Source organism: Streptomyces filipinensis, assembly GCF_014649495.1.
In the GTDB taxonomy this organism is placed as follows: Bacteria; Actinomycetota; Actinomycetes; order Streptomycetales; family Streptomycetaceae; genus Streptomyces; species Streptomyces filipinensis.
Genome location: NZ_BMTD01000009.1, coordinates 35,524 through 58,067 on the forward strand (window position 1 = coordinate 35,524; position 22,544 = coordinate 58,067).

Annotated in this window: 20 protein-coding genes and 4 tRNA genes; 13 read left to right on the forward strand and 11 right to left on the reverse strand. The window is 69.8% G+C overall.

From position 1 onward, the window contains the following. The first annotated feature begins 100 nt into the window (after positions 1–100). The 4 genes from IE244_RS20615 (at position 101) to IE244_RS20630 (ending at position 2,043) form a co-directional block, all read left to right on the forward strand. A complete protein-coding gene (locus IE244_RS20615) occupies positions 101–1,681 on the forward strand; it encodes a metallophosphoesterase family protein (protein WP_191875046.1) in 1,581 nt (526 codons plus the stop codon). Positions 1,682–1,761: 80 nt separating this feature from the next. Further along, positions 1,762–1,834, forward strand: a tRNA-Glu gene (locus IE244_RS20620). A 36-nt stretch (positions 1,835–1,870) separates the two neighbouring features. Next, positions 1,871–1,945 (forward strand) — tRNA-Asp (locus IE244_RS20625). A 24-nt stretch (positions 1,946–1,969) separates the two neighbouring features. Next, positions 1,970–2,043, forward strand: a tRNA-Phe gene (locus IE244_RS20630). A 64-nt stretch (positions 2,044–2,107) separates the two neighbouring features. Here the strand turns inward: IE244_RS20630 and IE244_RS20635 are convergent. Next, the gene (locus tag IE244_RS20635; protein WP_191875047.1) at positions 2,108–2,839 is read right to left on the reverse strand and encodes a glycosyltransferase family 2 protein; all 732 of its coding nucleotides are present in this window, start codon (positions 2,837–2,839) and stop codon (positions 2,108–2,110) included. Between the two features lie 170 nt (positions 2,840–3,009). Between IE244_RS20635 and IE244_RS20640 the strand changes: the two genes are divergently transcribed. The 5 genes from IE244_RS20640 (at position 3,010) to IE244_RS20660 (ending at position 8,284) form a co-directional block, all read left to right on the forward strand. Beyond that, positions 3,010–3,204, forward strand: coding sequence for a DivIVA domain-containing protein (locus tag IE244_RS20640; protein WP_191875048.1), 195 nt, complete (start codon positions 3,010–3,012; stop codon positions 3,202–3,204). Beyond that, the gene (locus IE244_RS20645) at positions 3,201–3,530 is read left to right on the forward strand and encodes a hypothetical protein (RefSeq protein WP_191875049.1); all 330 of its coding nucleotides are present in this window, start codon (positions 3,201–3,203) and stop codon (positions 3,528–3,530) included. Before IE244_RS20640 ends, IE244_RS20645 begins: the two co-directional genes overlap by 4 nt. Positions 3,531–3,586: 56 nt before the next feature. Beyond that, a complete protein-coding gene (gene hrpA / locus IE244_RS20650; RefSeq protein WP_191875050.1) occupies positions 3,587–7,531 on the forward strand; it encodes an ATP-dependent RNA helicase HrpA in 3,945 nt (1,314 codons plus the stop codon). A gap of 95 nt (positions 7,532–7,626) precedes the next feature. Next, positions 7,627–7,701 (forward strand) — tRNA-Asp (locus IE244_RS20655). Between the two features lie 391 nt (positions 7,702–8,092). Continuing rightward, a complete protein-coding gene (locus IE244_RS20660) occupies positions 8,093–8,284 on the forward strand; it encodes a DUF6274 family protein (protein ID WP_191875051.1) in 192 nt (63 codons plus the stop codon). Positions 8,285–8,744: 460 nt separating this feature from the next. Here IE244_RS20660 and bldC read toward each other — a convergent pair whose 3' ends face one another. Further along, positions 8,745–8,951 carry a developmental transcriptional regulator BldC gene (gene bldC / locus IE244_RS20665; RefSeq protein ID WP_003949541.1) on the reverse strand — a complete coding sequence of 69 codons (207 nt, stop codon included), beginning with the start codon at positions 8,949–8,951 and terminating at the stop codon, positions 8,745–8,747. A 518-nt stretch (positions 8,952–9,469) separates the two neighbouring features. Next, a complete protein-coding gene (locus IE244_RS20670; protein WP_191875052.1) occupies positions 9,470–10,312 on the reverse strand; it encodes a DUF8083 family protein in 843 nt (280 codons plus the stop codon). Between the two features lie 200 nt (positions 10,313–10,512). On the opposite strand from IE244_RS20670, the gene IE244_RS20675 reads away from it, so the two are divergent. Then, positions 10,513–11,619: a Leu/Phe/Val dehydrogenase gene (locus IE244_RS20675; protein WP_308436275.1), complete on the forward strand. Its 1,107-nt coding sequence runs from the start codon at positions 10,513–10,515 to the stop codon at positions 11,617–11,619. Between the two features lie 290 nt (positions 11,620–11,909). Beyond that, the gene (locus tag IE244_RS20680; RefSeq protein WP_069780012.1) at positions 11,910–12,161 is read left to right on the forward strand and encodes a DUF3073 domain-containing protein; all 252 of its coding nucleotides are present in this window, start codon (positions 11,910–11,912) and stop codon (positions 12,159–12,161) included. An 81-nt stretch (positions 12,162–12,242) separates the two neighbouring features. On the opposite strand, the gene purM is transcribed toward IE244_RS20680, so the two are convergent. The 5 genes from purM to IE244_RS20705 form a co-directional block, all read right to left on the reverse strand. Then, positions 12,243–13,310, reverse strand: coding sequence for a phosphoribosylformylglycinamidine cyclo-ligase (gene purM, locus IE244_RS20685; protein ID WP_191875053.1), 1,068 nt, complete (start codon positions 13,308–13,310; stop codon positions 12,243–12,245). A 35-nt stretch (positions 13,311–13,345) separates the two neighbouring features. Further along, positions 13,346–14,875, reverse strand: coding sequence for an amidophosphoribosyltransferase (gene purF / locus IE244_RS20690; RefSeq protein ID WP_191875054.1), 1,530 nt, complete (start codon positions 14,873–14,875; stop codon positions 13,346–13,348). Between the two features lie 202 nt (positions 14,876–15,077). Then, the gene (locus tag IE244_RS20695) at positions 15,078–15,512 is read right to left on the reverse strand and encodes an META domain-containing protein (RefSeq protein WP_229854248.1); all 435 of its coding nucleotides are present in this window, start codon (positions 15,510–15,512) and stop codon (positions 15,078–15,080) included. Between the two features lie 66 nt (positions 15,513–15,578). Further along, entirely contained in the window at positions 15,579–16,376 is a 798-nt protein-coding gene (locus IE244_RS20700) for a maleylpyruvate isomerase family mycothiol-dependent enzyme (protein ID WP_191875056.1), read from the reverse strand. Between the two features lie 10 nt (positions 16,377–16,386). Further along, a complete protein-coding gene (locus tag IE244_RS20705) occupies positions 16,387–17,025 on the reverse strand; it encodes a TetR/AcrR family transcriptional regulator (RefSeq protein WP_191875057.1) in 639 nt (212 codons plus the stop codon). Positions 17,026–17,121: 96 nt separating this feature from the next. On the opposite strand from IE244_RS20705, the gene IE244_RS20710 reads away from it, so the two are divergent. Next, complete coding sequence (locus tag IE244_RS20710; protein ID WP_191875058.1) at positions 17,122–18,585, forward strand: MFS transporter; 1,464 nt, start codon at positions 17,122–17,124, stop codon at positions 18,583–18,585. A gap of 50 nt (positions 18,586–18,635) precedes the next feature. Here IE244_RS20710 and purL read toward each other — a convergent pair whose 3' ends face one another. The 3 genes from purL to purS are packed head-to-tail and all read right to left on the reverse strand — an operon-like array spanning position 18,636 to position 21,840. Then, entirely contained in the window at positions 18,636–20,894 is a 2,259-nt protein-coding gene (gene purL, locus IE244_RS20715) for a phosphoribosylformylglycinamidine synthase subunit PurL (protein ID WP_191875059.1), read from the reverse strand. Next, positions 20,891–21,571, reverse strand: coding sequence for a phosphoribosylformylglycinamidine synthase subunit PurQ (purQ, locus tag IE244_RS20720; protein WP_191875060.1), 681 nt, complete (start codon positions 21,569–21,571; stop codon positions 20,891–20,893). Before purQ ends, purL begins: the two co-directional genes overlap by 4 nt. After that, positions 21,568–21,840 carry a phosphoribosylformylglycinamidine synthase subunit PurS gene (gene purS, locus IE244_RS20725; RefSeq protein ID WP_031164634.1) on the reverse strand — a complete coding sequence of 91 codons (273 nt, stop codon included), beginning with the start codon at positions 21,838–21,840 and terminating at the stop codon, positions 21,568–21,570. Before purS ends, purQ begins: the two co-directional genes overlap by 4 nt. Before the next feature lie 310 nt (positions 21,841–22,150). On the opposite strand from purS, the gene IE244_RS20730 reads away from it, so the two are divergent. Next, positions 22,151–22,468, forward strand: a complete 318-nt coding sequence (locus IE244_RS20730; RefSeq protein WP_031164632.1) for a histone-like nucleoid-structuring protein Lsr2 — start codon at positions 22,151–22,153, stop codon at positions 22,466–22,468. Positions 22,469–22,544: the final 76 nt, after the last annotated feature.

The window sequence follows — 22,544 nt, forward strand, 5'->3', positions numbered from 1 at the left end:
CCCCCTGGCGCGGCCCGGATGAGGCCCGTACGAGGCCGGTACGAGGCCGGCGGGGCCGCATATCCGCATATCCGCACCGGGCCCTGGGCATACGGCACCAATGGTCCGCGTCCCCGTCGCCGCTCTCCGCACGATGACGAACCGCATGCTGCCCGCCCGCCGCGGCACCCGCCCGCCGCACACCCCGGAACTCACCCCCCGCCCCCGCCCCTGGCTCCAGGCCCTCGGCCTCGCGGCCGTCGTCCTGGCCGGCGCCTGGCTGGGCCTGCTGATCGTGGGGAACGTACGGACCCCGGTCGGCCCCATGAACACGACGATGGCGCTGCGCCCGTCCCTCAGCGGCGGCACGAGGATCAACATCTCGCCGCTGGGCGCGCTCTCCCTGGACAGCCATGTGGCACCGGTCCGCCTGGACGTGAACGTGGACCAGCTCGACCCGCTCCGCTCCCAGGCCCTGGTCGATCACCCCGAGCGGATCTCCGGCCTCCAGGACGAGGTCGCCGGAGACGTCGAGCGCGGCACGCTGGACCTGGCCGTGCGCTCCTGCGTCGCCGTGGTCGTCGGCGCCTCGGCCCTCGGTCTCGCCGTCTACCGCAGCCCCCGCCGGGCCCTCGCCGCCGGCGGCCTCGCCCTGGCGCTGCTGGCGGCGTCCGGGGCGAGCGCGTACGCCACCTGGAACCCGAAGTCGATCCTCGAACCGCGGTTCTCCGGGCTGCTCAGCTCGGCGCCGCAGGTCGTCGGCAACGCGCGCAGCATCGTCACCGATTTCGACGTCTACCAGAAGGAGCTGGCCCGCCTGGTGACGAACGTGACGAAGCTCTACGACGTCACCTCCACGCTTCCGGCCTACCAGCCTGACCCCTCCACCATCCGGGTCCTGCACGTGTCGGACATCCATCTCAACCCGGCGAGCTGGAAGATCATCTCCTCGCTGGTGGAGCAGTACAAGGTGAACGTGATCGTCGACTCCGGCGACACGATGGACCACGGCACGCCGGCGGAGAACGGCTTCCTGGACCCGATCCGGGACCTGGGGGTGCCCTATGTCTGGGTGCGCGGCAACCACGACTCCCGGACCACCCAGCACTATCTGGAGCGGATGAAGAACGTGCACGTCCTGGACGACGGACGCGCACAGACCGTCGGGGGCCTGCGCTTCGCGGGCATCGGCGATCCGCAGTTCACCCCCGACCGCTCGGTGGTGCCCGGCGGAGACGCGGCCGAGCAACTGGCCGGCGACCGGCTGGCCAGCGCCCTGCGCGACCAGCGGGCGGCCGGGAAACCGGTCGATGTCGCGGTCGCCCATGAGCCGGCCGCGGCCCGCGAGACGGACGGCGAGGTCCCGCTGGTGCTGTGCGGCCATCTGCACCACGAGGGGGACGAGAAGCTGCCCTACGGCACCCGGCTGCGCATGGAGGGCTCCACGGGCGGCAGCGGGCTGCGCGCGGTGGAGCGCACCTACCCGGCCCCCATCGAGGCCTCGATCCTCTACTTCGACCGTGCCGGCCACCGTCTGCAGGCCTGGGACGCGATCAAACTGGGCGGGCTGGGCGAGACGACGGCCGAGGTCAGCCGCCACCTGGCCGACGACGCCCTGGGCCGGCGGCCGCACCGCCGGCAACCGGGCGCCACCCGCACCCCGACGGCCCCTTCGCGGACCTCTTTCACGCCCTCGCCGTAAACCGTTTTGGCGATCCTCCCCGCCATCCCATATGCTTCTCACGTCCCCGACGCGCTGAGAAGCGCCCAGGCGGGCCGATAGCCCTCATCGTCTAGCGGCCTAGGACGCCGCCCTTTCAAGGCGGTAGCACGGGTTCGAATCCCGTTGGGGGCACGCAACACCGTGTGCGACACTGTTGCACGCACGCTTGGTCCTGTGGAGCAGTTTGGAGTGCTCGCCACCCTGTCAAGGTGGAGGCCGCGGGTTCAAATCCCGTCAGGACCGCTGGTGTTTCACGTGAAACACCGTGGCTGGGTAGCTCAGTTGGTACGAGCGTCCGCCTGAAAAGCGGAAGGTCGCCGGTTCGACCCCGGCCCCAGCCACCGCAGCCCTCATCAGGGCAAACAGCCCCTCCGGGATTTCCCGGAGGGGCTGTTTCCGTGTCGGCTACGGCCACTTCCAGCCAGACTCGCGCAGGGCGCCGGCGCGTTGTATGAGCGCGTCGATCCGCGTGGCCGCTTCAGCCGGTTCCCAGTAGTGGTGCGATGCGGTCGTCTGGTCGGGGTGCTTGCGATAGAGGACGCTCGGCTCCGCTATGAACTCTCCGGGTGCCACGGCTTCCGCGGCGAGGAGCAGGGCAACCGTCTCGGCCCCGGACAGGGCCTGCCAGCCGCCCAACGCGAGCACCAGGCGACGGTGCGCGGCGAATGTGGTCGCCTGAACGGACAGGCGGTGCTCCTGCACCTCGCGGTAGAAGCGGGCCGGCTCCAAGGGGCCGCCCGGAGGGTCGTAAGGACCCGGTGCGGTGCTCCCGTCCTGGTGGAGGTCGACGCATGCGGACACGCACCACGCCACGCGTTCCAGGGTCTCGATATCCCTCTCCAGCGCGCCCGGCAGCAGGACATCATCTGCGTCCAGCGTCCGGATCAGGTCTCCTGTCGCGCGCGCGAGCGCGTGTGTACGCGTCACCGCTATGCGCGCTCGCAGTCCGGTCCCGAAGGTGACCCTGGGGTCACTGGGCAGGCTGTTCGCGGGGATACCCGAGGTGCCGTCCTCCTGCACGCACCATTCCCATTGCCAGTCGTCAGGGAGCTTTTGTTCGCGCAGGGACTCGTAGGTGTCACGGAGGAAGTGGTGGCCGCCGTTGTGTACGGCGGTGATGACGCTGATGGTCGGCATACAAGGGGTCCTGCCAGAGACGGATGTGCCCTCCGTGATCATGACATGAACCAATGGCCAAGGTTTTACATTCGGTGCCCTGCGTGTCGGCCGGCTCCCCAGCCGGCACAGACCATCGCACACGTATCGTCGTACCGGACCGGTCCGGTACGGCCTGTAGGGGGGCATCCGTGGCAGACGACTTCCAGGGTTTCGACATCGCTCGGCGCGGCTACGACCGCGCTCAGGTGGACGCCTATCTGGCCGGCCTGGCCGCAGCTGCGGCAGCGGCCACGCCGCCGCCCGTCTTCGACCTCGTCCGGCGCGGCTACGACCGTACGCAGGTGGACGCGCGGATCGCCGTGCTGCGAAGTGGGGGACGATGAGCCAGCAGGAGGGCGGAGTGACGCACGACACCGAGCTCGAAAAGGACTGGGCCCGGTACGGGCTGCTCGCGGTCGTCATCAGCAATATCGCGATCACCAGTGTCGCGATCTTCGGCATCTGGCGGCTCAACGGGGACAAGGCGGTGATCGTCGGCATCCTCACCGCCGCGTTCACCGCGGTCAGCGGCATGACGACCGCCTACCTGGGCATCAAGGCCGTCTCCAACACCGCCCGGTCGATCGCCCTCGGCAACGGCCCCCGGGCCCGGCAGCACGACACCACCCCGGCCCCGGCCACGCCGGCGCCCGCCCAGCGCACTCCCTAGGCCGCCGGTCAAATCGTTCGCGTGTTTTTTGGGCGGGGTGAGATCCTGGACCGCGTATGTCTACGCATCCCGCCCCCGCCCTCGGCGCCCTCGCCCCCCGTCTGACCGAGCTGTCGCTGCGCGACGCACAGCGGCTCGGCCGACGGCTCGAAGGCGCGCGCAAGATCCGTAAGCCGGAGGCCCGTGCCGCCGTCCTCGCCGAGATCGAGGGCGAGATCGGCAGGGCCGAGGAACGGATCGGTGCGCGGCGTGCCCGCGTGCCCGCCGTCACGTACCCCGAACAGCTGCCGGTCAGCCAGAAGAAGGACGACATCGCGGCGGCCATCCGCGATCACCAGGTCGTCATCGTCGCCGGTGAGACCGGCTCCGGCAAGACCACGCAGATCCCGAAGATCTGTGTGGAGCTGGGCCGTGGCGTGCGCGGCATGATCGGGCACACGCAGCCCCGTCGTATCGCCGCCCGGACCGTCGCCGAGCGGGTCGCGGAGGAGTTGCGGACGCCCCTCGGTGAGACCGTCGGCTGGAAGGTGCGGTTCACGGACCAGGTGAACCCGGACGCCACGTTCATCAAGCTGATGACGGACGGCATCCTGCTCGCCGAGATCCAGACGGACCGCGAGCTGCGCGCCTACGACACGATCATCATCGACGAGGCCCACGAGCGGTCCCTGAACATCGACTTCCTGCTGGGCTACCTCGCCCAGCTGCTGCCGAAGCGGCCGGACCTCAAGGTCGTCATCACCTCGGCGACCATCGATCCCGAGCGCTTCTCCCGGCACTTCGGCGACGCGCCGATCATCGAGGTCAGCGGCCGGACGTACCCGGTGGAGGTGCGCTACCGCCCGCTGCTGGAAGAGGAGTCCGACGACACCGACCGGGACCAGATCACCGCGATCACCGACGCCGTCGAGGAGCTGATGGGCGAGGGGCAGGGCGACATCCTCGTCTTCCTGTCCGGTGAGCGGGAGATCCGGGACACGGCGGACGCGCTGGAGAAGAAGAAGTACCGATTCACCGAGGTGCTTCCGCTCTACGCCCGGCTCTCGCACGCCGAGCAGCACCGGGTCTTCCAGCCACACACCGGGCGCAGGATCGTTCTGGCCACCAACGTCGCCGAGACCTCCCTGACCGTCCCCGGCATCAAGTACGTCATCGACCCCGGCTTCGCCCGGATCAGCCGCTACAGCCACCGCACCAAGGTCCAGCGTCTGCCGATCGAGCCGATCTCGCAGGCCAGCGCCAACCAGCGCAAGGGCCGCTGCGGCCGTACGAGCGACGGCATCTGCATCCGGCTGTACAGCGAGGACGACTTCCTCGCCCGGCCGGAGTTCACGGACGCGGAGATCCTGCGCACGAACCTCGCCTCCGTCATCCTGCAGATGACCGCGGCCGGCCTCGGCGACATCGAGAAGTTCCCGTTCATCGACCCGCCGGACCACCGCAACATCCGCGACGGTGTCCAGCTGCTCCAGGAGCTGGGCGCGCTGGACCCGTCCCAGAAGGACGTCCGCAAGCGGCTCACCGACACCGGCCGCAAGCTCGCCCAGCTGCCCGTCGACCCGCGCCTGGCCCGTATGGTCCTGGAGGCCGACCGGAACGGCTGTGTCCGTGAGGTCATGGTCATCGCGGCGGCCCTGTCCATCCAGGACCCGCGCGAGCGCCCGGCCGAGAAGCAGGCGCAGGCGGACCAGCAGCACGCCCGCTTCAAGGACGAGACCAGCGACTTCCTCGCCTACCTCAACCTGTGGCGGTACATCCGCGAGCAGCAGAAGGAACGCGGCTCGTCGTCCTTCCGCCGCATGTGCAAGCAGGAGTACCTGAACTTCCTGCGCATTCGCGAATGGCAGGACATCTACACCCAGCTGCGTACGGTCGCCAAGCAGATGGGCATCCACCTCGCCGAGGAGGACGCCCCCGCCGACCGCATCCATGTCTCGCTCCTCGCCGGCCTGCTCTCCCACATCGGGATGAAGGACGTGAAGGACGGCAACAAGAACGAGTACCTGGGCGCCCGCAACGCCAAGTTCGCGGTCTTCCCGGGTTCGGCGCTGTTCAAGAAGCAGCCCAGGTTCGTGATGTCGGCCGAGCTGGTCGAGACGAGCCGGCTCTGGGCGCGGGTCAACGCGAAGATCGAGCCCGAGTGGGTCGAGCCGCTGGCCGGGCACCTCCTCAAGCGGACGTACAGCGAACCGCACTGGGAGAAGGACCAGGCGGCCGTGATGGCGTACGAGAAGGTCACGCTGTACGGCGTCCCGATCGTGGCCCAGCGGAAGGTGAACTACGGCCGCATCGACCCGCAGACGAGCCGCGAGCTGTTCATCCGCAACGCCCTGGTCGAGGGTGACTGGCGTACCCACCACAAGTTCTTCGCCGACAACCGCAGGCTCCTCAGCGAGGTCGAGGAGCTGGAGCACCGGGCGCGGCGCCGGGACATCGTGGTCGACGACGAGACCCTCTTCGACTTCTACGACCAGCGGGTGCCCGAACACGTCGTCTCCGGCGCGCACTTCGACTCCTGGTGGAAGCGGAAGCGGCACGAGCAGCCGGACTTCCTGGACTTCGAGCGCGAGATGCTCATCCGGGAGTCGGCGGAGGCGGTCACGAAGGCCGACTACCCGGACAGCTGGCGGCAGGGGCAGCTCACGTTCCGGGTGACGTACCAGTTCGAGCCGGGCGCGGACGCGGACGGCGTGACGGTCCACATCCCGCTGCAGGTCCTCAACCAGGTCACGGACGAGGGCTTCGAATGGCAGATCCCAGGCCTGCGCGAGGAGGTCGTGACGGAACTGATCCGGACCCTGCCGAAGCCGATCCGCCGCCACTACGTGCCCGCGCCGAACTACGCGAGGGCGTTCCTGGAGAAGGCGGTGCCCCTTCAGGAGCCGCTGACGGTGACGATGGCGCGCGAGCTCAAGCGGATGGTCGGCGTGCCCTTCGAGGCGGACGACTTCGACTGGGCCAAGGTCCCCGACCACCTCAAGATCACCTTCCGCATCGTCGACGAACGGCGCCGGAAGCTGGCCGAGGACAAGGACCTGGAGACGCTGAAGCTCAGGCTGAAGCCGAAGGCGCGGAAGGCCCTCTCCCAGGTGGCCGCGGCCACGGCCTCCCGCGAGGGCGGCGAGTCCCTGGAGCGCAAGGGCCTGACCGACTGGACGATCGGCCCGCTGACCCAGGTCTTCGAGACCCGCCGCGCCGGCCAGCCGGTCAAGGCCTACCCGGCGCTGGTGGACGACGGCGACACGGTCTCCGTGCGGCTCTTCGACACCGAGGCCGAGCAGGCCGAGGCGATGTGGAAGGGCACCCGGCGGCTGATCCTGCGGAACATCCCGGTGAACCCGGCGAAGTTCGCGTCCGAGAAGCTGACCAACCAGCAGAAGCTGGCGCTGTCCGCCAACCCGCACGGGTCGATCCAGGCCCTGTTCGACGACTGCGCGATGGCGGCGGCCGACAAGCTCATCGCGGACTTCGGCGGCCCGGTGTGGGACGAGGAGTCGTACCGCAAGCTGTACGACAAGGTGCGCGCGGAGATCGTCGACACGACGGTCCGTACGGTCGCCCAGGTGCAGCAGGTCCTCGCGGCCTGGCAGGCCTGCGAGCGCCGTCTGAAGGCCTCCGGCAGCCCCGTGCTGCTGGCGAACCTGACGGACGTCCGCAAGCAGCTGGACGCCCTTGTGAAGCCCGGTTTCGTCACGTGGGCGGGCATACGACGCCTGCCCGACCTGATGCGCTACCTGGTGGCCGCCGACCGGCGCCTGCAGCAGATGCCCACGGGCGTCCAGCGGGACACCACCCGCATGGAGAAGGTCCATGAGATGCAGGACGAGTACGCCTGGCTGCTGGAACAGCTCCCCCAGGGCCGCCCGGTGCCGCAGCAGGTCCTGGACATCCGCTGGATGATCGAGGAGCTCCGGGTCAGCTACTTCGCCCACGCCCTCGGCACCGCGTACCCCGTCTCCGACAAGCGGATCGTGAAGGCGATCGACGCGGCCGTGCCGTAATCACTCGCACACAGAGGGTGAGTTCGACCAGGCGGGCTCACCTCCTGTACAGTCTCTTCTCGCAGCGCAACGCAGAACAAAGCGCCGCGAAACCTGGTCCTGTGGAGCAGTTTGGAGTGCTCGCCACCCTGTCAAGGTGGAGGCCGCGGGTTCAAATCCCGTCAGGACCGCACATCAGGAGACGCCCTCATCCCATCGGATGGGGGCCTTCCGCATGCCCCCGAGGCCGTGCACGCGGCGAAGCCGCAATCCGACACGGCACATCCCGTCACGACCGCAGTATCGAAGGGCGCGCATCCGGCAACGGAAGCGGGCCCTTCCGCATGTGCGCCCCCACCACCGGCCACCTCACCCTCGAAGGCCGCGCCCGCGGTGGAGTCGCACGTCGGCGCGTTCAGGGCCGGAGCGGGGGCTGGGGCGGCGGTCCCAGGGGTCACTCCGACGGCGGTACGGGCGGCCCGGCCGCACCGGCGGAGCCGTCCCGCGCCCTTGACGGCGGCACATCGCGCCGGTACCCAGGGACCAGGGCCCGTTCCCCTGTGCGGTCCGCGGAGGTGGCGTATGGCGGCATCGGCCAGGCACGAGACGCGGGCGCTGCTGAGGGCGCACCTGTCGGCCGCCTCGTCCTACCGGCATCTCACCCGCCACTGCCCCATCTGCCACCACCTGCTGCGGCTGGCGATGGACACCGGCCCCCAGGTCCCGGAGCCCGCCGACGAGGAAGCCGAGGACGAAAGCCCCCGCAGCGCGTGACCGGCGCCGGCCCCAACAGCCCACCGCGCGTGGGGCGCTGGAACGGGCCGCTCCACTAGCGCACACATGCCGCCGGCAACAACCGCCGGGGCATGTGACGGGAGTCACCGCATGAGTTTTTGAAAGGCCGGTACTTACCCCCGTCCTACAACTGGTCAATTTAATATGTGCAATTGCACCGGCCCCGGGGAGCCCGCACAGCGGTTCCGACAGCCCTGCCCAGACTCCGACAAGGCCGCTCACAGGGACCCGCCCCCGCTCCGACCAGCGCACAAAAAAGATCGCGCTGGACTCGGCGGAGTCCAGCGCGATCCACGACGCACCCTGTGTCGCTGCCTACAACGTTCTCTTCGGCTTGGGCGAGGGGCCTGTTGGGGCAGGTCCCGCGTCGCTTGGAGCTAGGGTTCCGAGCGCCTCGGCCGGTTGGGGGACCTGCCGTCTTGCCCGGTTATGCGGTTGTTCAGGCCTCGCTGCGCTGCTGCGGGATGCCCGCGAGAAGAGCGCGGACCTCGGCCTCGCGGTAGCGGCGGTGCCCGCCGAGCGTACGGATGGACGTGAGCTTGCCGGCCTTCGCCCACCGCGTGACCGTCTTGGGGTCGACGCGGAACATGGTGGCGACCTCAGCCGGGGTCAGCAGCGGCTCGGCATCAGGGGTGCGAGCGGTCATGAGCGGCCTCCTCGGGAGAACCGAACCTTCTCGGTTCTTTCCTCTAAATTCTGCACCTTGACCCGCGTTGCCCGAAATGGCGGACGCGAGTCGAGTCGGTTATAGGACGAACGGCTTGTCCTCGGCACTACAACTACACCATCTGTCCAGCCGCGTCGGCCAAACCGATGGAATTGCCCTCCCAGGTGTTCATCAGCGACGGAAGCCGATGGACCATGCCATAGCGGACAGTCACGCCACTGTGACGATCAGTCACAGGGCGATCAGGAGGCACCAGACCCCCCAAAGCAGGCAATGCTGAGAATCCGCCCACAGTGGAGCATAGTTGGACGGACGGAGCCCTCCCCGGACTCCTTGTCCTATTTTGGCATGAGGGGCGGCACTTAGGGCAAGGCTCTTGTAAGTGCTGTCCATCACCCTTGAGGCAAAAGTCCAGATCGGGACCAACATCCCGTCAGATGGGCAAGTGCCGTAGACCGTACGTCGTTCGACGCCGTTTGGGCCGTGACATACGTCACTCAGTTCGCGGAACGCCGGTCCCGTACCGCCCGCCACCGCTCCACGAGCCGCACATAGGCCTCTCCGGCCGCCGCCCCGTCACCCTGTCGCAGCGCCTCGATGCCACCGGCCACGTCCGCCGCCGAGTGGTCGCCCTCCAGCTCACCGGCCGGCAGCACATGCACCAGGCCGCCGTAGTCGAGCTCGACCAGCGAGCGCGGGTGGAACTCCTCCAGCCAGCGGCCGACGTCCACCAGGCCGTCGATCAGCGGGCTCTCCTCGACCGCGTCCCTCAGCGCGCGCAGCGCCCGCGCCACCCGGCGCCGGGCCTGCACCATGGGCGTGCGGTAACGCAGCACCGGGGGCACCTCCGCGGTGCCCTTCTCGTACCGCCGCTCCTCGTCGGAGACCAGCACGAACCAGTTCAGCGGCACCTGCCAGGTCGCCGTGCGGATCCACGGGCGGGCATCGGGGTTGCGGGCGAGCCAGCGCTCGTAGTCCTGGGCCGCCTGGCGGCGTACGACCGGGGGCAGCACCGCGTCCAGGACCGGCGCCGGCAGCTCCTCCGCCAGCTCGCCGAGCGCCTGCCAGCCGCGCAGCCGGGTCCGCCACGGGCACACGCAGAGCACGCCGTCGACCTCCGTCACGAAGGCGTCGCCGCTCTCGTGCACCGGCACCGCGACAGGCGGGGTGGGCAGCAAGTCCGCCAGGGAGCGCCGCAGTTCGTCCTGACAGGAGGGGTGTTCGGAACGGCGGGCGTAACGCTCCCAGTGGCTGCGCTCCGGCTCCGGGAAGGCGCCCAGCGGCTCGTACACGCGCAGGTACGCGGCATAGGGGACGACCACGGAGGACACCTTCGGCACGCCTGCTCCCTCCCCATCGGGCCCCGCTCGAAACCACTGCAAATCGTGCCACGGTCATGCGTGCACAAGAGGCTCGGGAGAGTGATCCTGAACACTGCACGGATGGTGGTCGCGCCAAGGCTCTACGCTCATGCCACGGCACCCCGCCACCCGTACGGGGTCCGACCCCACTCGCCGCTCTTTACACAGGAGTCACCACAGTGACCGACGTAATTGGCGCACCTGCTGATGTCCTGCACACCCTGTTCCAGTCGGACCAGGGGGGCCATGAGCAGGTCGTGCTCTGTCAGGACCGCGCGTCCGGCCTGAAGGCCGTGATCGCCCTCCACTCCACCGCCCTGGGCCCGGCCCTCGGCGGCACGCGCTTCTACCCCTACGCGACCGAGGCCGAGGCCGTCGCCGACGCCCTCAACCTCGCGCGCGGGATGTCGTACAAGAACGCCATGGCCGGCCTCGACCACGGCGGCGGCAAGGCCGTGATCATCGGCGACCCCGAGCGCGACAAGACCGAGGAACTCCTCCTCGCCTACGGCCGCATGGTCGCCTCGCTCGGCGGGCGCTACGTCACCGCGTGCGACGTCGGCACCTACGTCGCCGACATGAACGTCGTGGCCCGTGAGTGCCGCTGGACCACCGGCCGCTCGCCCGAGAACGGCGGCGCCGGCGACTCCTCGGTGCTCACCGCCTTCGGCGTCTACCAGGGCATGCGCGCCTCCGCCCAGCACCTGTGGGGCGACCCCACGCTCCGCGGCCGCAAGGTCGGCGTCGCCGGCGTCGGCAAGGTCGGCCACCACCTGGTGAAGCACCTGCGGGACGAGGGCGCCGAGGTCGTCGTCACGGACGTGCGCACGGACGCCGTGCAGCGGATCCTCGACCAGTACCCGGTGGGCGTGACGGCGGTCGCCGACACCGAGCAGCTGATCCGCGTCGAGGGGCTGGACGTCTACGCCCCCTGCGCGCTCGGCGGCGCCCTGAACGACGACTCCGTCCCCGTGCTCACCGCCACGGTGGTGTGCGGCGCGGCCAACAACCAGCTCGCCCACCCGGGCGTGGAGAAGGACCTCGCCGACCGCGGGATCCTCTACGCGCCGGACTACGTGGTGAACGCCGGCGGGGTCATCCAGGTGGCCGACGAGCTGCACGGGTTCGACTTCGACCGGTGCAGGGCGAAGGCGGCGAAGATCTTCGACACCACGCTGGCCATATTCGCACGTGCGAAGGAAGACGGTATTCCGCCGGCCGCGGCGGCCGACCGGATCGCCGAGCAGCGTATGGCCGAGGCCCGCGCCGGACACACCGCGCACTGACCCGGTCGCACACGTGAGCGGTACCCGTCGGCGGGAACTTAGAGAGAACTCTCACTTCCACCGGCGGGTCGTTCCCCGATAAGTGGTTAAAATCGCCACTGACCAGCGAGGACAGGGCGCCTCGAAGGTCCTGGGCACACGCGCGTGCTGCGGGCGACGTACCGTATGGGCGCGGGCTCAGGTACCGTGGAAGCCCTACGGACCGGCCTCTCCGCGGAGGGTCCGTTCCAGATCATGAACGCGTGTCAGACTCTGGGGCCATCAAGCCCCGTCACCGAGGGGGTCGAGCCATGGGGCGCGGCCGGGCCAAGGCCAAGCAGACGAAGGTCGCCCGCCAGCTGAAGTACAACAGCGGTGGGACTGACCTGTCACGGCTGGCCAGTGAACTGGGCGCATCGACTTCGAGCCAGCCGCCGAACAGCGAGCCGTTCGAGGACGATGAGAATGAAGAGGACGATCTTTACTCTCGTTACGCCGACCTCTATGAGGACGACGACGAGGATGAAGACGACGGTCCCTCACAACATCGTCGCGGCGCTTGACCTTGCACTGAGCACTTGTCCGGTCGGTGGCACTGCCACCGACCGGCTTCTGTGCTACCCGCAGGTCAGCCGGCGGCGCCTTTAGACGGAATACGTCCCGACCATCTCGGCCCCGGTCTCCTTCTCGCCCCGGTCGGTGATCTCGCCGGCCACCCATGCGTCGACGCCACGGTCGGCCAGGGTCGCGAGCGCCACCTCGGTGGACTCCTCGGGGACGATCGCCATCATGCCGACGCCCATGTTGAGGGTCTTCTCCAGCTCCAGGCGTTCGACGTTCCCGGTCTTGCCGACCAGGTCGAAGATCGCGCCCGGGGTCCAGGTGGCGCGGTCGACCACGGCGTGCAGGCCGTCCGGGATCACCCGGGCCAGGTTGGCCGCGAGTCCGCCGCCGGTGATGTGGCTGAAGGCGTGCACCTCGGCCGTGCGGGTCAGCGCCAGGCAGTCCAGCGAGTAGATCTTCGTGGGCTCCAGCAGCTCCTCGCCGAGGGTGCGGCCCAGCTCCGGGATCTCCGTCTCCAGGGCCAGGCCGGCGCGGTCCAGCAGGACGTGGCGGACCAGGGAGTACCCGTTCGAGTGAAGCCCGGAGGCCGCCATGGCGATCACCGCGTCACCCTTACGGATGCGATCCGCGCCGAGCAGCCGGTCGGCCTCCACGACGCCCGTACCGGCGCCGGCGACGTCGAAGTCGTCCGCGCCCAGCAGGCCGGGGTGTTCGGCCGTCTCGCCGCCCACCAGGGCGCACCCGGCGAGCACACAGCCCTCCGCGATGCCCTTCACGATGGCCGCGACGCGCTCGGGGTGGACCTTGCCGACGCAGATGTAGTCGGTCATGAACAGCGGCTCGGCGCCGCACACCACGATGTCGTCCATGACCATGGCGACCAGGTCGTGGCCGATGGTGTCGTAGACGCCCATGCGGCGCGCGATGTCGACCTTCGTGCCGACGCCGTCCGTGGCGGAGGCGAGCAGCGGGCGCTCGTAGCGCTTGAGGGCGGAGGCGTCGAAGAGGCCGGCGAAGCCGCCGAGGCCGCCCAGGACCTCGGGGCGCTGGGTCTTCTTCACCCACTCCTTCATCAGCTCGACCGCGCGGTCGCCCGCCTCGATGTCGACGCCCGCCGCTGCGTAGCTGGCACCAGTTGTCTCAGACATGACTGTGAGAGCTTTCGTGTCGTACTGCAGGGGTGTTACGGGCGGCGGATCGCGTCGGCCGCGGCCGTGGCGGCGGGACCGGCCGCCAGCTCGGTCTCCAGCAGCTGCTTGCCGAGCAGCTCCGGGTCCGGAAGCTCCATCGGGTACTCGCCGTCGAAGCAGGCGCGGCACAGGTTCGGCTTGGCGATGGTGGTCGCCTCGATCATGCCGTCGATGGAGATGTAGGCGAGCGAGTCGGCGCCGAGGCTGGTGCCGATCTCCTCGATGGTCATGCCGTTGGCGATCAGCTCCGCGCGCGTGGCGAAGTCGATGCCGAAGAAGCAGGGCCACTTCACGGGCGGCGAGGAGATCCGGATGTGGACCTCGGCGGCGCCGGCCTCGCGGAGCATGCGGACCAGGGCACGCTGGGTGTTGCCGCGCACGATCGAGTCATCGACGACGACCAGGCGCTTGCCCTTGATGACTTCCTTCAGCGGGTTCAGCTTCAGCCGGATGCCGAGCTGGCGGATGGTCTGCGAGGGCTGGATGAAGGTCCGGCCGACGTAGGCGTTCTTCACCAGGCCGCTGCCGAAGGGGATGCCGGAGGCCTCCGCGTAGCCGATGGCGGCCGGGGTGCCGGACTCCGGGGTCGCTATGACCAGGTCGGCGTCGACGGGGGCTTCCTTGGCGAGCCGGCGGCCCATCTCGACGCGCGAGAGGTACACGTTCCGGCCGGCGATGTCGGTGTCCGGGCGAGCCAGGTACACGTACTCGAAGACACAGCCCTTGGGCTTCGCTTCTGCGAATCGAGAGCTGCGCAGGCCGTTCTCGTCGATGGCGACGAACTCGCCCGGCTCGATCTCGCGGACGAAGCTGGCGCCGCAGATGTCGAGGGCGGCGGACTCGGAGGCGACCACCCAGCCGCGCTCCAGGCGGCCGAGGACCAGCGGGCGGATGCCCTGCGGGTCGCGGGCGGCGTAGAGGGTCTGCTCGTCCATGAAGACGAGCGAGAAGGCGCCCCGGACCTTCGGGAGGACCTGGTGGGCGGCCTCCTCGATGGTCAGCGGCTTGCCGTCCTCGTCGACCTGGGCGGCGAGCAGCGCCGTCAGCAGGTCGGTGTCGTTGGTGGCCGCGACCCGGGTGGAGCGGCTGTTGTTGTCGTTCGGCAGTTCGGCGACCATCTCGGCGAGCTGCGCCGTGTTGACCAGGTTGCCGTTGTGGCCGAGCGCGATCGAGCCGTGCGCGGTGGCGCGGAACGTCGGCTGGGCGTTCTCCCACACGGAGGCGCCGGTGGTCGAGTAGCGGGCGTGTCCGACCGCGATATGACCCTGGAGCGAACCGAGCGAGGTCTCGTCGAAGACCTGGGAGACCAGGCCCATGTCCTTGAAGACGAGGATCTGGGAGCCGTTGCTGACCGCGATTCCCGCGGATTCCTGACCCCGGTGCTGGAGGGCGTAGAGCCCGAAGTACGTGAGCTTTGCGACCTCTTCACCAGGAGCCCAGACGCCGAAGACGCCGCAAGCGTCCTGGGGGCCCTTCTCGCCGGGAAGCAGATCGTGATTGAGTCGACCGTCACCACGTGGCACGCCACCGAGTGTAGGCGAGGTCGACCACTGGTCCGAATTGGGGATGCGCGGCCATAACCGGCACACCGGTCGGGATCACCTTGTCGGTTTCCTCGTTTACCCAGGTCAGCGCGATGTCATCGACGTGGGGGCGGCGGCGGGGGAGCTGCCGGGCGGCACTCGTGGGTGCCTTTCGCCCGGTGCGCGAGTGAGGCGTCGCACATCAATCGGGCGCGGTGTGGCTGAGATGGATGCGGTCGCCGTCGCCGTCGGTGAGCGTCAGCCTGCCCTCGCCGGTCCTGGCGACGAGGGTGCCGGTGGTGAGGGTCCGGGCGAGGGCGCGCTCGAAGTCCATGCGGTCCGGGGCGCAGGCCATCCGGGTGGTGCGCAGGTCGCCGAAGGTGATCCGGTCGCCGTGCACGGTGGCCCGGGCGCTGAAGTGGTTGCAGCCCAGGTTGCCGGCCGCCGTGCCGTCCGCGTCGATGCGGAGGCGGGCGACGGCGGGCGCGTCGCGGGTCGTGTCGCCGACGGTGAGGCGGTCGACCCGCCAGTCGATGCCGGTCACCGGCTGCCGGTCGGTCACCGGACCACTGTCCGCCTTTCCGATGCCACAGGCCACCGTGAGCGGGACGAGCACGGCGGCCGCCGTCAGGGTCATGCGCTGCTTGTACCGGTTCATACGGGTTCGACGGGCGGGCGGTACGACCGGTTCCGTCTTCGGGGCCTAGGACATGAGCGGCAGCAGGCCCCCGATGTCCGCCCGCTCCCCGCTGGCCCTGACCTTGGCCTCCGCGAGGGCGTCCGGCCAGGCCAGGCGTCCGGTGGCGAGCCGGATCCAGGTCAGCGGGTCGGTCTCGACGACGTTGGGCGGGGTGCCGCGGGTGTGCCGGGGCCCCTCGACGCACTGCACCACGGCGTACGGCGGGATGCGCACCTCGGTGGAGCCGCCCGGCGCCTTCACGGCGAGGGCGTCGGCGAGCAGCCGGGTGGCGGCGGCCAGGGCCTGGCGGTCGTAGGGCACGTCCAGGCCGGGCAGGGCGGCGTTGAGGTCGTCGGTGTGGACGACGAGTTCCACGGTGCGGGTGACGAGGTAGTCGTCCAGGGGCAGCGCGCCGGCGCTGGTCTGCAGCAGCCGGGAACCGGGGTGCTCGGCGAGCACGGCGCGCAGGGCGGTGTCGACGTCCGTGAGGTGGGCGTCGAGGTCGGGATGGTCCGCGGCGAGGCCGCGGGTGAACTCGGCGATGGCACCGGCACCGGCGGCGGTGGCGAAGGGCCACTGCACGAGTGTCGTGTCCTGCTTCGGCGGGGCCGGCCGGTCGAGGGCACGGTGCACGGCGGTGACGGCCATGCCGGTGTGGGCGATCAGATCGCGTACGGTCCACTCGCCGAGCCGGGTGGGCCGGGCGAGCTGCCCGGGATCGAGACCGCGTACGGCCTCTCGCACGTGTGCGAACTGGGCGACGACGGCTGCTCGCGTCCTGGCGGGGTCGTAGGCGCGGGCGCGCTTCCTGGCCGGTGGCATGGCGGTGAGCCTATGCCTTGACGGCGTAGCCCTTCAGGCCGTTTTCGACCAGGCCGAACGCGTGGCGCGCGCGCTCGACGGCGTCGGCCGCGATCGCCTCCGGGCTCTCGCCGGCGGCGAGTCGGCGGTAGTGCTCCTCGACCAGGGCGTTGCGGGCCGCGGTCAGGGATACGGCGGCGACCATGGCGAGCATCGGGTCACCGGTCTCCTCCGCGAGAAGGTCGGCCATCTCCCGGGTGCCGCGCCGGGAGGCCAGGAAGGCGCGCTCCATCAGCGCGCTCGTCTCCGAGACGACCTTGCGCACCTTGAGGAAGATCGGCTCGCTGTGCAGCCCGATGGAGGCGTCACGGGCCTCGGCCATCTCCAGGAACTGCCGGCGTACGGCGTCCACGGCGGACTCTCCCGGCAGCCGGTCGCGGACGGCCCGGGCGGCGTCCCGGAAGTGCTCTTCCATGGGATGGAAGACCAGGTCCTCCTTGGAGCCGAAGTAGTTGAAGACGGTCATCTTCGACACGTCGGACGCGTCGGCGATCTCCTGCACCGACACCTTGTCGAAGCCCCGCTCGGCGAAGAGGTCCAGGGCGGTCCGGTAGATCCGCCACATGGTGTCGCGCTTCTTGCGCTCCCGTAGTCCCAGCTCTTCGGCCATGCGGTCACCTTACCAAGGCGACATTTATACCGGGCTCAAATCTAATCCCAGATAAAATATTGACTCAGTACACGAACTGGCGGCATGGTGGTGCCCATGACCGAAACCCAGCGCAAGATCGGCCTCCTGGCCTGCCTCGTCACGATCGTGCTGGCCGTCCTGGACATGCAGATCGTGTCCGCGGCCACCGTGCCGATCGTCAGGGACCTCGACCCCGAGCACGGCATCGCCAGAATCCCCTGGCTGATCAGCGCCTTCTCGCTGGCGTCGGCCGCGATGCTCCCGCTGTACGGCAGGCTCTGCGACGTCCTCGGTCCCCGACACGTCTTCCTCGGCGCCCTCGGCACCTTCCTGGCCGGCTCGGCACTGTGCGGGGCGGCACCGTCGATCGGCTGGCTGATCGCTTCCCGGGCCCTGCAGGGCATCGGGGCGGGCGGGCTGATGAGCGTCACCATGGTGGTGATCGCCCACCTCGGCAGGCCCGGCGAGAAGAAGAACAAGGGCGCCGGCACCGGCGGGATCGTCGCGGGCGGCGGCATGGCGGTCGGCCCCTGGCTCGGCGGCTTCCTCGCCGACCACGCGAGCTGGCGCTGGGCCTTCTACATCAACCTGCCGCTCGGCATCGCCGCCCTGGTCGCCGCCGTCTACGCCCTGCGGCTGCCCCGGCACACCACGAGCCGCGCGATCGACTTCCCCGGCGCCGCCCTCGCCGCGGCCTTCTCCACCACCCTGCTGCTGGTCACCGAGTGGGGCGGCAGGCAGTACGCCTGGGCCTCCCCGCGGATCCTCGGGCTGGCACTGGTCTCCGCGGCCTCGCTCGCCCTGTTCCTGCGCCGCCAGTTCACCACCGCCGAACCGATTCTTCCCCCGGCCCTGTTCCGCGTCCCCGAGCTGCGCCTCGGCTTCGCGATCCAGGCCCTCGTGGGCATCGCCATGACCGGCGCCATGTACTACGTGCTGGTCTATCTCCAGCTGGTCCGCGGCGTCGCCAGCTCCTCCGCCGGCCTGTTCCTCATCCCCATGGCCGTCGGCATGACGGTGGTGGGTGTCGCGGCCGGCCGGCTGAGCGACCGCGGCTGGTCCGAGCGGACCTTCACGATCAGCGGTTCCGCCGTGACCGCCGCCGCCTTCCTGCTGCTCGCCGCCACCGGGACCCACACCTCCCTGTGGCAGCTGCGGGCGGCCCTGCTCCTCCTCGGCCTCGGCTTCGGCCAGCTCCTCGGCCAGTTGGTCCAGCTGGTGCAGCAGGCGGCCCCCAGGCCCCAGCTCGGCGTCGCCACGACGGCGATCCGCTTCTTCCAGACCCTCGGCGGAGCCCTCGGCGCCAGCCTCTTCGGCACCCTGCTGAACCGGCTCTACGACGGCCCCGGCGACGTCGGCTCCCTCGCCGCGCTGCGCGGCCCGGCCCGCACCGAGGGCCTGACGGCCTACGTCTCCGCCCTGGACACGGTGTTCCTGTGCGTGGCCGGGGTCATGACGCTGTCCCTGCTGCTCGCCCTGCGGCTGCCGCGGACCCGGCCGGTGGCGGCCGAGGGAAGCCGGGAGACCGTGGCCGCGTGAGAAGGGCCCCGCCCGGTGTCCCGGACGGGGCCCTCGACGGCGTACGGCGACTACGCCAGCAGCGCCGGGATGGTCTCCTCGTGCACCGTGCGCAGCTCCTCCAGCGTGAGCGTGAACTCGCCCTGGACCTCCACGGCGGCACCGTCCACGACACCGATACGGGTGGCCGGCAGACCCCGCGCACCGCACATGTCGTTGAAGCGGACCTCCTCCGAGCGCGGCACGGCGACGATCGCACGGCCGGCCGACTCGGAGAACAGGAAGGTGAAGGCGTCCAGACCGTCCGGGACGACCAGCCGGGCGCCCTTGCCGCCGAGCAGCGCGGACTCGACCACGGCCTGGACCAGACCGCCGTCGGACAGGTCGTGCGCGGAGTCGATCATGCCGTCGCGGGAGGCGGAGATCAGGATCTCGGCCAGCAGGCGCTCGCGCTCCAGGTCGACGGCCGGCGGCAGCCCGCCGAGGTGGTCGTGGACCACCTGGGACCACGCCGAGCCGCCGAACTCCTCACGGGTGTCGCCCAGGAGGTAGATCAGCTGGCCCTCCTCCTGGAAGGCGACCGGCGTGCGGCGGGCCACGTCGTCGATGACACCGAGGACCGCCACGACCGGGGTCGGGTGGATGGCGGCCTCGCCCGTCTGGTTGTAGAGCGAGACGTTGCCGCCGGTCACCGGGGTGCCGAGCTGCTGGCAGGCGTCCGCGAGACCGCGCACCGCCTCCGCGAACTGCCACATCACCGCCGGGTCCTCGGGCGAGCCGAAGTTCAGGCAGTCGGAGACGGCGAGGGGCTTGGCGCCGGTCGTGGCGACGTTGCGGTACGCCTCGGCCAGCGCGAGCTGAGCGCCGTGGTACGGGTCCAGCTTGGCGTACCGGCCGTTGCCGTCCGTCGCGATGGCGACGCCGAGGCCGGTCTCCTCGTCGATCCGGATCATGCCGGAGTCCTCGGGCTGGGCGAGGACCGTGTTGCCCTGCACGAAGTGGTCGTACTGCGAGGTGATCCACTTCTTGGAGGCCTGGTTGGGCGAGCCCACCAGCTTCAGGACCTGGTCCCTCAGCTCCTCGCTCGACGCGGGCCGCGGCAGCTTGTTCGCGTCGTCGGCCTGGAGCGCGTCCTGCCACTCCGGACGGGCGTACGGGCGCTCGTAGACCGGGCCCTCGTGCGCGACGGTGCGCGGGTCGACGTCGACGATCTTGCCGCCGTGCCAGTAGATCTCCAGGCGGTCGCCGTCGGTCACCTCACCGATCACGGTGGCGATGACGTCCCACTTCTCGCAGATCTCCAGGAAGCGGTCGACCTTCTCGGGCTCCACGACCGCGCACATGCGTTCCTGCGACTCGCTCATGAGGATCTCCTCCGGCGAGAGCGTGGAGTCGCGCAGCGGGACGTCGTCCAGGGTGACGCGCATGCCGCCGGAGCCGTTGGACGCCAGCTCGGACGTGGCGCAGGACAGGCCCGCCGCGCCGAGGTCCTGGATGCCGACGACCAGCTTCTCCTCGAACGCCTCCAGGGTGCACTCGATGAGGAGCTTCTCCTGGAAGGGGTCGCCGACCTGGACCGCCGGGCGCTTGCTCGGCTTGGCGTCGTCGAAGGTCTCCGAGGCGAGGATCGACGCGCCGCCGATGCCGTCGCCGCCCGTCCGGGCCCCGTACAGGACGACCTTGTTGCCGGCGCCCGAGGCCTTCGCGAGGTGGATGTCCTCGTGCCGCATCACGCCGATGGCACCGGCGTTGACCAGCGGGTTCCCTTGATAGCAGGAGTCGAAGACGACCTCGCCGCCGATGTTCGGCAGGCCCAGGCAGTTGCCGTAGCCGCCGATGCCCGCGACCACGCCGGGCAGGACGCGCTTGGTGTCGGGGTGGTCGGCGGCGCCGAAGCGCAGCGGGTCCACGACGGCGACCGGGCGGGCCCCCATCGCGATGATGTCGCGGACGATGCCGCCCACGCCCGTGGCCGCGCCCTGGTAGGGCTCGACGTAGGAGGGGTGGTTGTGCGACTCGACCTTGAAGGTGACCGCGTAGCCCTGGCCGACGTCCACCACGCCGGCGTTCTCGCCGATGCCGACGAGCATGGCGTCCGACTCGGGCGCCTTCTCGCCGAACTGGCGCAGGTGGACCTTGGAGGACTTGTACGAGCAGTGCTCGGACCACATGACCGAGTACATGGCGAGCTCGGCGCCGGTCGGGCGGCGGCCGAGGATCTCCACCACCCGCTCGTACTCGTCCTTCTTCAGGCCGAGTTCGGCCCAGGGCAGCTCGACGTCGGGGGTCGCGGCCGCGTGCTCGACCGTGTCCAGAGGCGTCCGGCTCATGCGTTGACCAGCTTCTTGAGGATCGAGGTGAAGAACGGGAGGCCGTCGGTGCGGCCGGTGCCGATCAGCGGCTCGACGGCATGCTCGGGGTGCGGCATGAGGCCGACGACGTTCCCGGCCTCGTTGGTGATGCCGGCGATGTCGCGCAGGGAGCCGTTCGGGTTGAAGTCGACGTACCGGAAGACGACCCGGCCCTCCGCCTCCAGCTTGTCGAGCGTGTACTCGTCGGCGACGTACCGGCCGTCCATGTTCTTCAGCGGGATGTGGATCTCCTGGCCCTGGCGGTAGTCGCCGGTCCAGGCCGTCTCCGCGTTCTCCACCCGCAGCTTCTGGTCGCGGCAGATGAAGTGGAGGTGGTCGTTGCCGAGCATCCCGCCCGGGAGGAGGTGGGCCTCGGTGAGGACCTGGAAGCCGTTGCAGATGCCGAGGACCGGAAGCCCGGCCTTCGCCTGCTCGATGACCGTCTCCATCACCGGCGAGAACCGGGAGATGGCCCCGGCCCGCAGATAGTCGCCGTAGGAGAAACCGCCCGGGAGGACCACGGCGTCGACCTGCCTGAGGTCCTTGTCCTTGTGCCACAGGGCGACCGGCTCGGCACCCGCGAGGCGGATCGCGCGCTGGGTGTCCCGGTCGTCGAGGCTGCCCGGGAAAGTGACGACGCCAATACGAGCGGTCACTTCGCCGCCTCCGCGACTTCCGCGGGCTCTTCCACCTTGACGGTGAAGTCCTCGATCACGGTGTTGGCGAGGAAGGATTCCGCGAGATCGTGGATGCGGGCGAGCGCGGCGGCGTCAACGGGCCCGTCAACTTCCAGTTCGAAACGCTTTCCCTGACGTACGTCCGAGATCCCTTCGAAACCCAGGCGCGGCAGCGCACGCTGGACCGCCTGGCCCTGGGGGTCGAGGATCTCCGGCTTGAGCATGACGTCGACTACGACGCGTGCCACTGGCACTCCCGGTGTGTGGTGCTGAGCAGGTTCCTTCAGACTACCCGCACAAAATTTCTACGCGGGTAGAGTTGTAGGAAACTACGTGAGGCGCATCACGATCGGGTGTCGAAGCCGTACCACCGTGAAAAGTTCTGGGAAAGTTCGACGGTCCGTCCGGCCCGCCTATTGTCAGCGGACACGCGGGCGGATTTAGTCGGGCTTCACTTTTTATTGCCGGGCACTGTACAAATGAATTGGCAATAGCCGATACTCGGCACGTCATCGCCGTTGAGCTGTATCGACGTGCCGCACGAAGGGACCGATATTCGTGGCGCAAAAGGTCGTGGTCACTCTCTTTGACGACATCGACGGCTCGGAAGCGGCGGAAACGATCGCCTTCGGACTCGACGGCAAGTCGTACGAGATCGACCTGAACGAAACCAACGCCAAGAAACTGCGCAAGGCGCTCGCGCCCTACGTGGAGGCCGGCCGCAAGCGCTCGCGGTCCGGCAAGGCGTACAAGCAGACGGAGGTCGCCCCCGACCCGGCGGCCGTCCGCGCCTGGGCCCAGGCCAACAAGATGGACGTACCGGCCCGCGGACGCATCCCCAAGAAGGTCTACGAGGCCTTCAGTGCCGCGCAGTGAAGCCCGCGAAGGGGCGGCCCTCAGGGTCCGTCAGCGGACCCTGAGGGCCGTGCACTTGGGCATAACGGGCAGCAGG

What these genes read in the sequence shown, in the direction of transcription:
- IE244_RS20710 (WP_191875058.1), top strand. Translation starts at nt 17,122, where the DNA reads ATGACCGAAACCCAGCGCAAGATCGGCCTCCTGGCCTGCCTCGTCACG.
- hrpA (WP_191875050.1), top strand. Translation starts at nt 3,587, where the DNA reads ATGTCTACGCATCCCGCCCCCGCCCTCGGCGCCCTCGCCCCCCGTCTG.
- IE244_RS20645 (WP_191875049.1), top strand. Translation starts at nt 3,201, where the DNA reads ATGAGCCAGCAGGAGGGCGGAGTGACGCACGACACCGAGCTCGAAAAG.
- IE244_RS20660 (WP_191875051.1), top strand. Translation starts at nt 8,093, where the DNA reads ATGGCGGCATCGGCCAGGCACGAGACGCGGGCGCTGCTGAGGGCGCAC.
- IE244_RS20705 (WP_191875057.1), bottom strand. Translation starts at nt 17,025, where the DNA reads ATGGCCGAAGAGCTGGGACTACGGGAGCGCAAGAAGCGCGACACCATG.
- bldC (WP_003949541.1), bottom strand. Translation starts at nt 8,951, where the DNA reads ATGACCGCTCGCACCCCTGATGCCGAGCCGCTGCTGACCCCGGCTGAG.
- IE244_RS20680 (WP_069780012.1), top strand. Translation starts at nt 11,910, where the DNA reads ATGGGGCGCGGCCGGGCCAAGGCCAAGCAGACGAAGGTCGCCCGCCAG.
- IE244_RS20635 (WP_191875047.1), bottom strand. Translation starts at nt 2,839, where the DNA reads ATGCCGACCATCAGCGTCATCACCGCCGTACACAACGGCGGCCACCAC.
- IE244_RS20695 (WP_229854248.1), bottom strand. Translation starts at nt 15,512, where the DNA reads ATGACCCTGACGGCGGCCGCCGTGCTCGTCCCGCTCACGGTGGCCTGT.
- IE244_RS20615 (WP_191875046.1), top strand. Translation starts at nt 101, where the DNA reads ATGGTCCGCGTCCCCGTCGCCGCTCTCCGCACGATGACGAACCGCATG.
- IE244_RS20700 (WP_191875056.1), bottom strand. Translation starts at nt 16,376, where the DNA reads ATGCCACCGGCCAGGAAGCGCGCCCGCGCCTACGACCCCGCCAGGACG.
- purM (WP_191875053.1), bottom strand. Translation starts at nt 13,310, where the DNA reads ATGTCTGAGACAACTGGTGCCAGCTACGCAGCGGCGGGCGTCGACATC.
- purL (WP_191875059.1), bottom strand. Translation starts at nt 20,894, where the DNA reads ATGAGCCGGACGCCTCTGGACACGGTCGAGCACGCGGCCGCGACCCCC.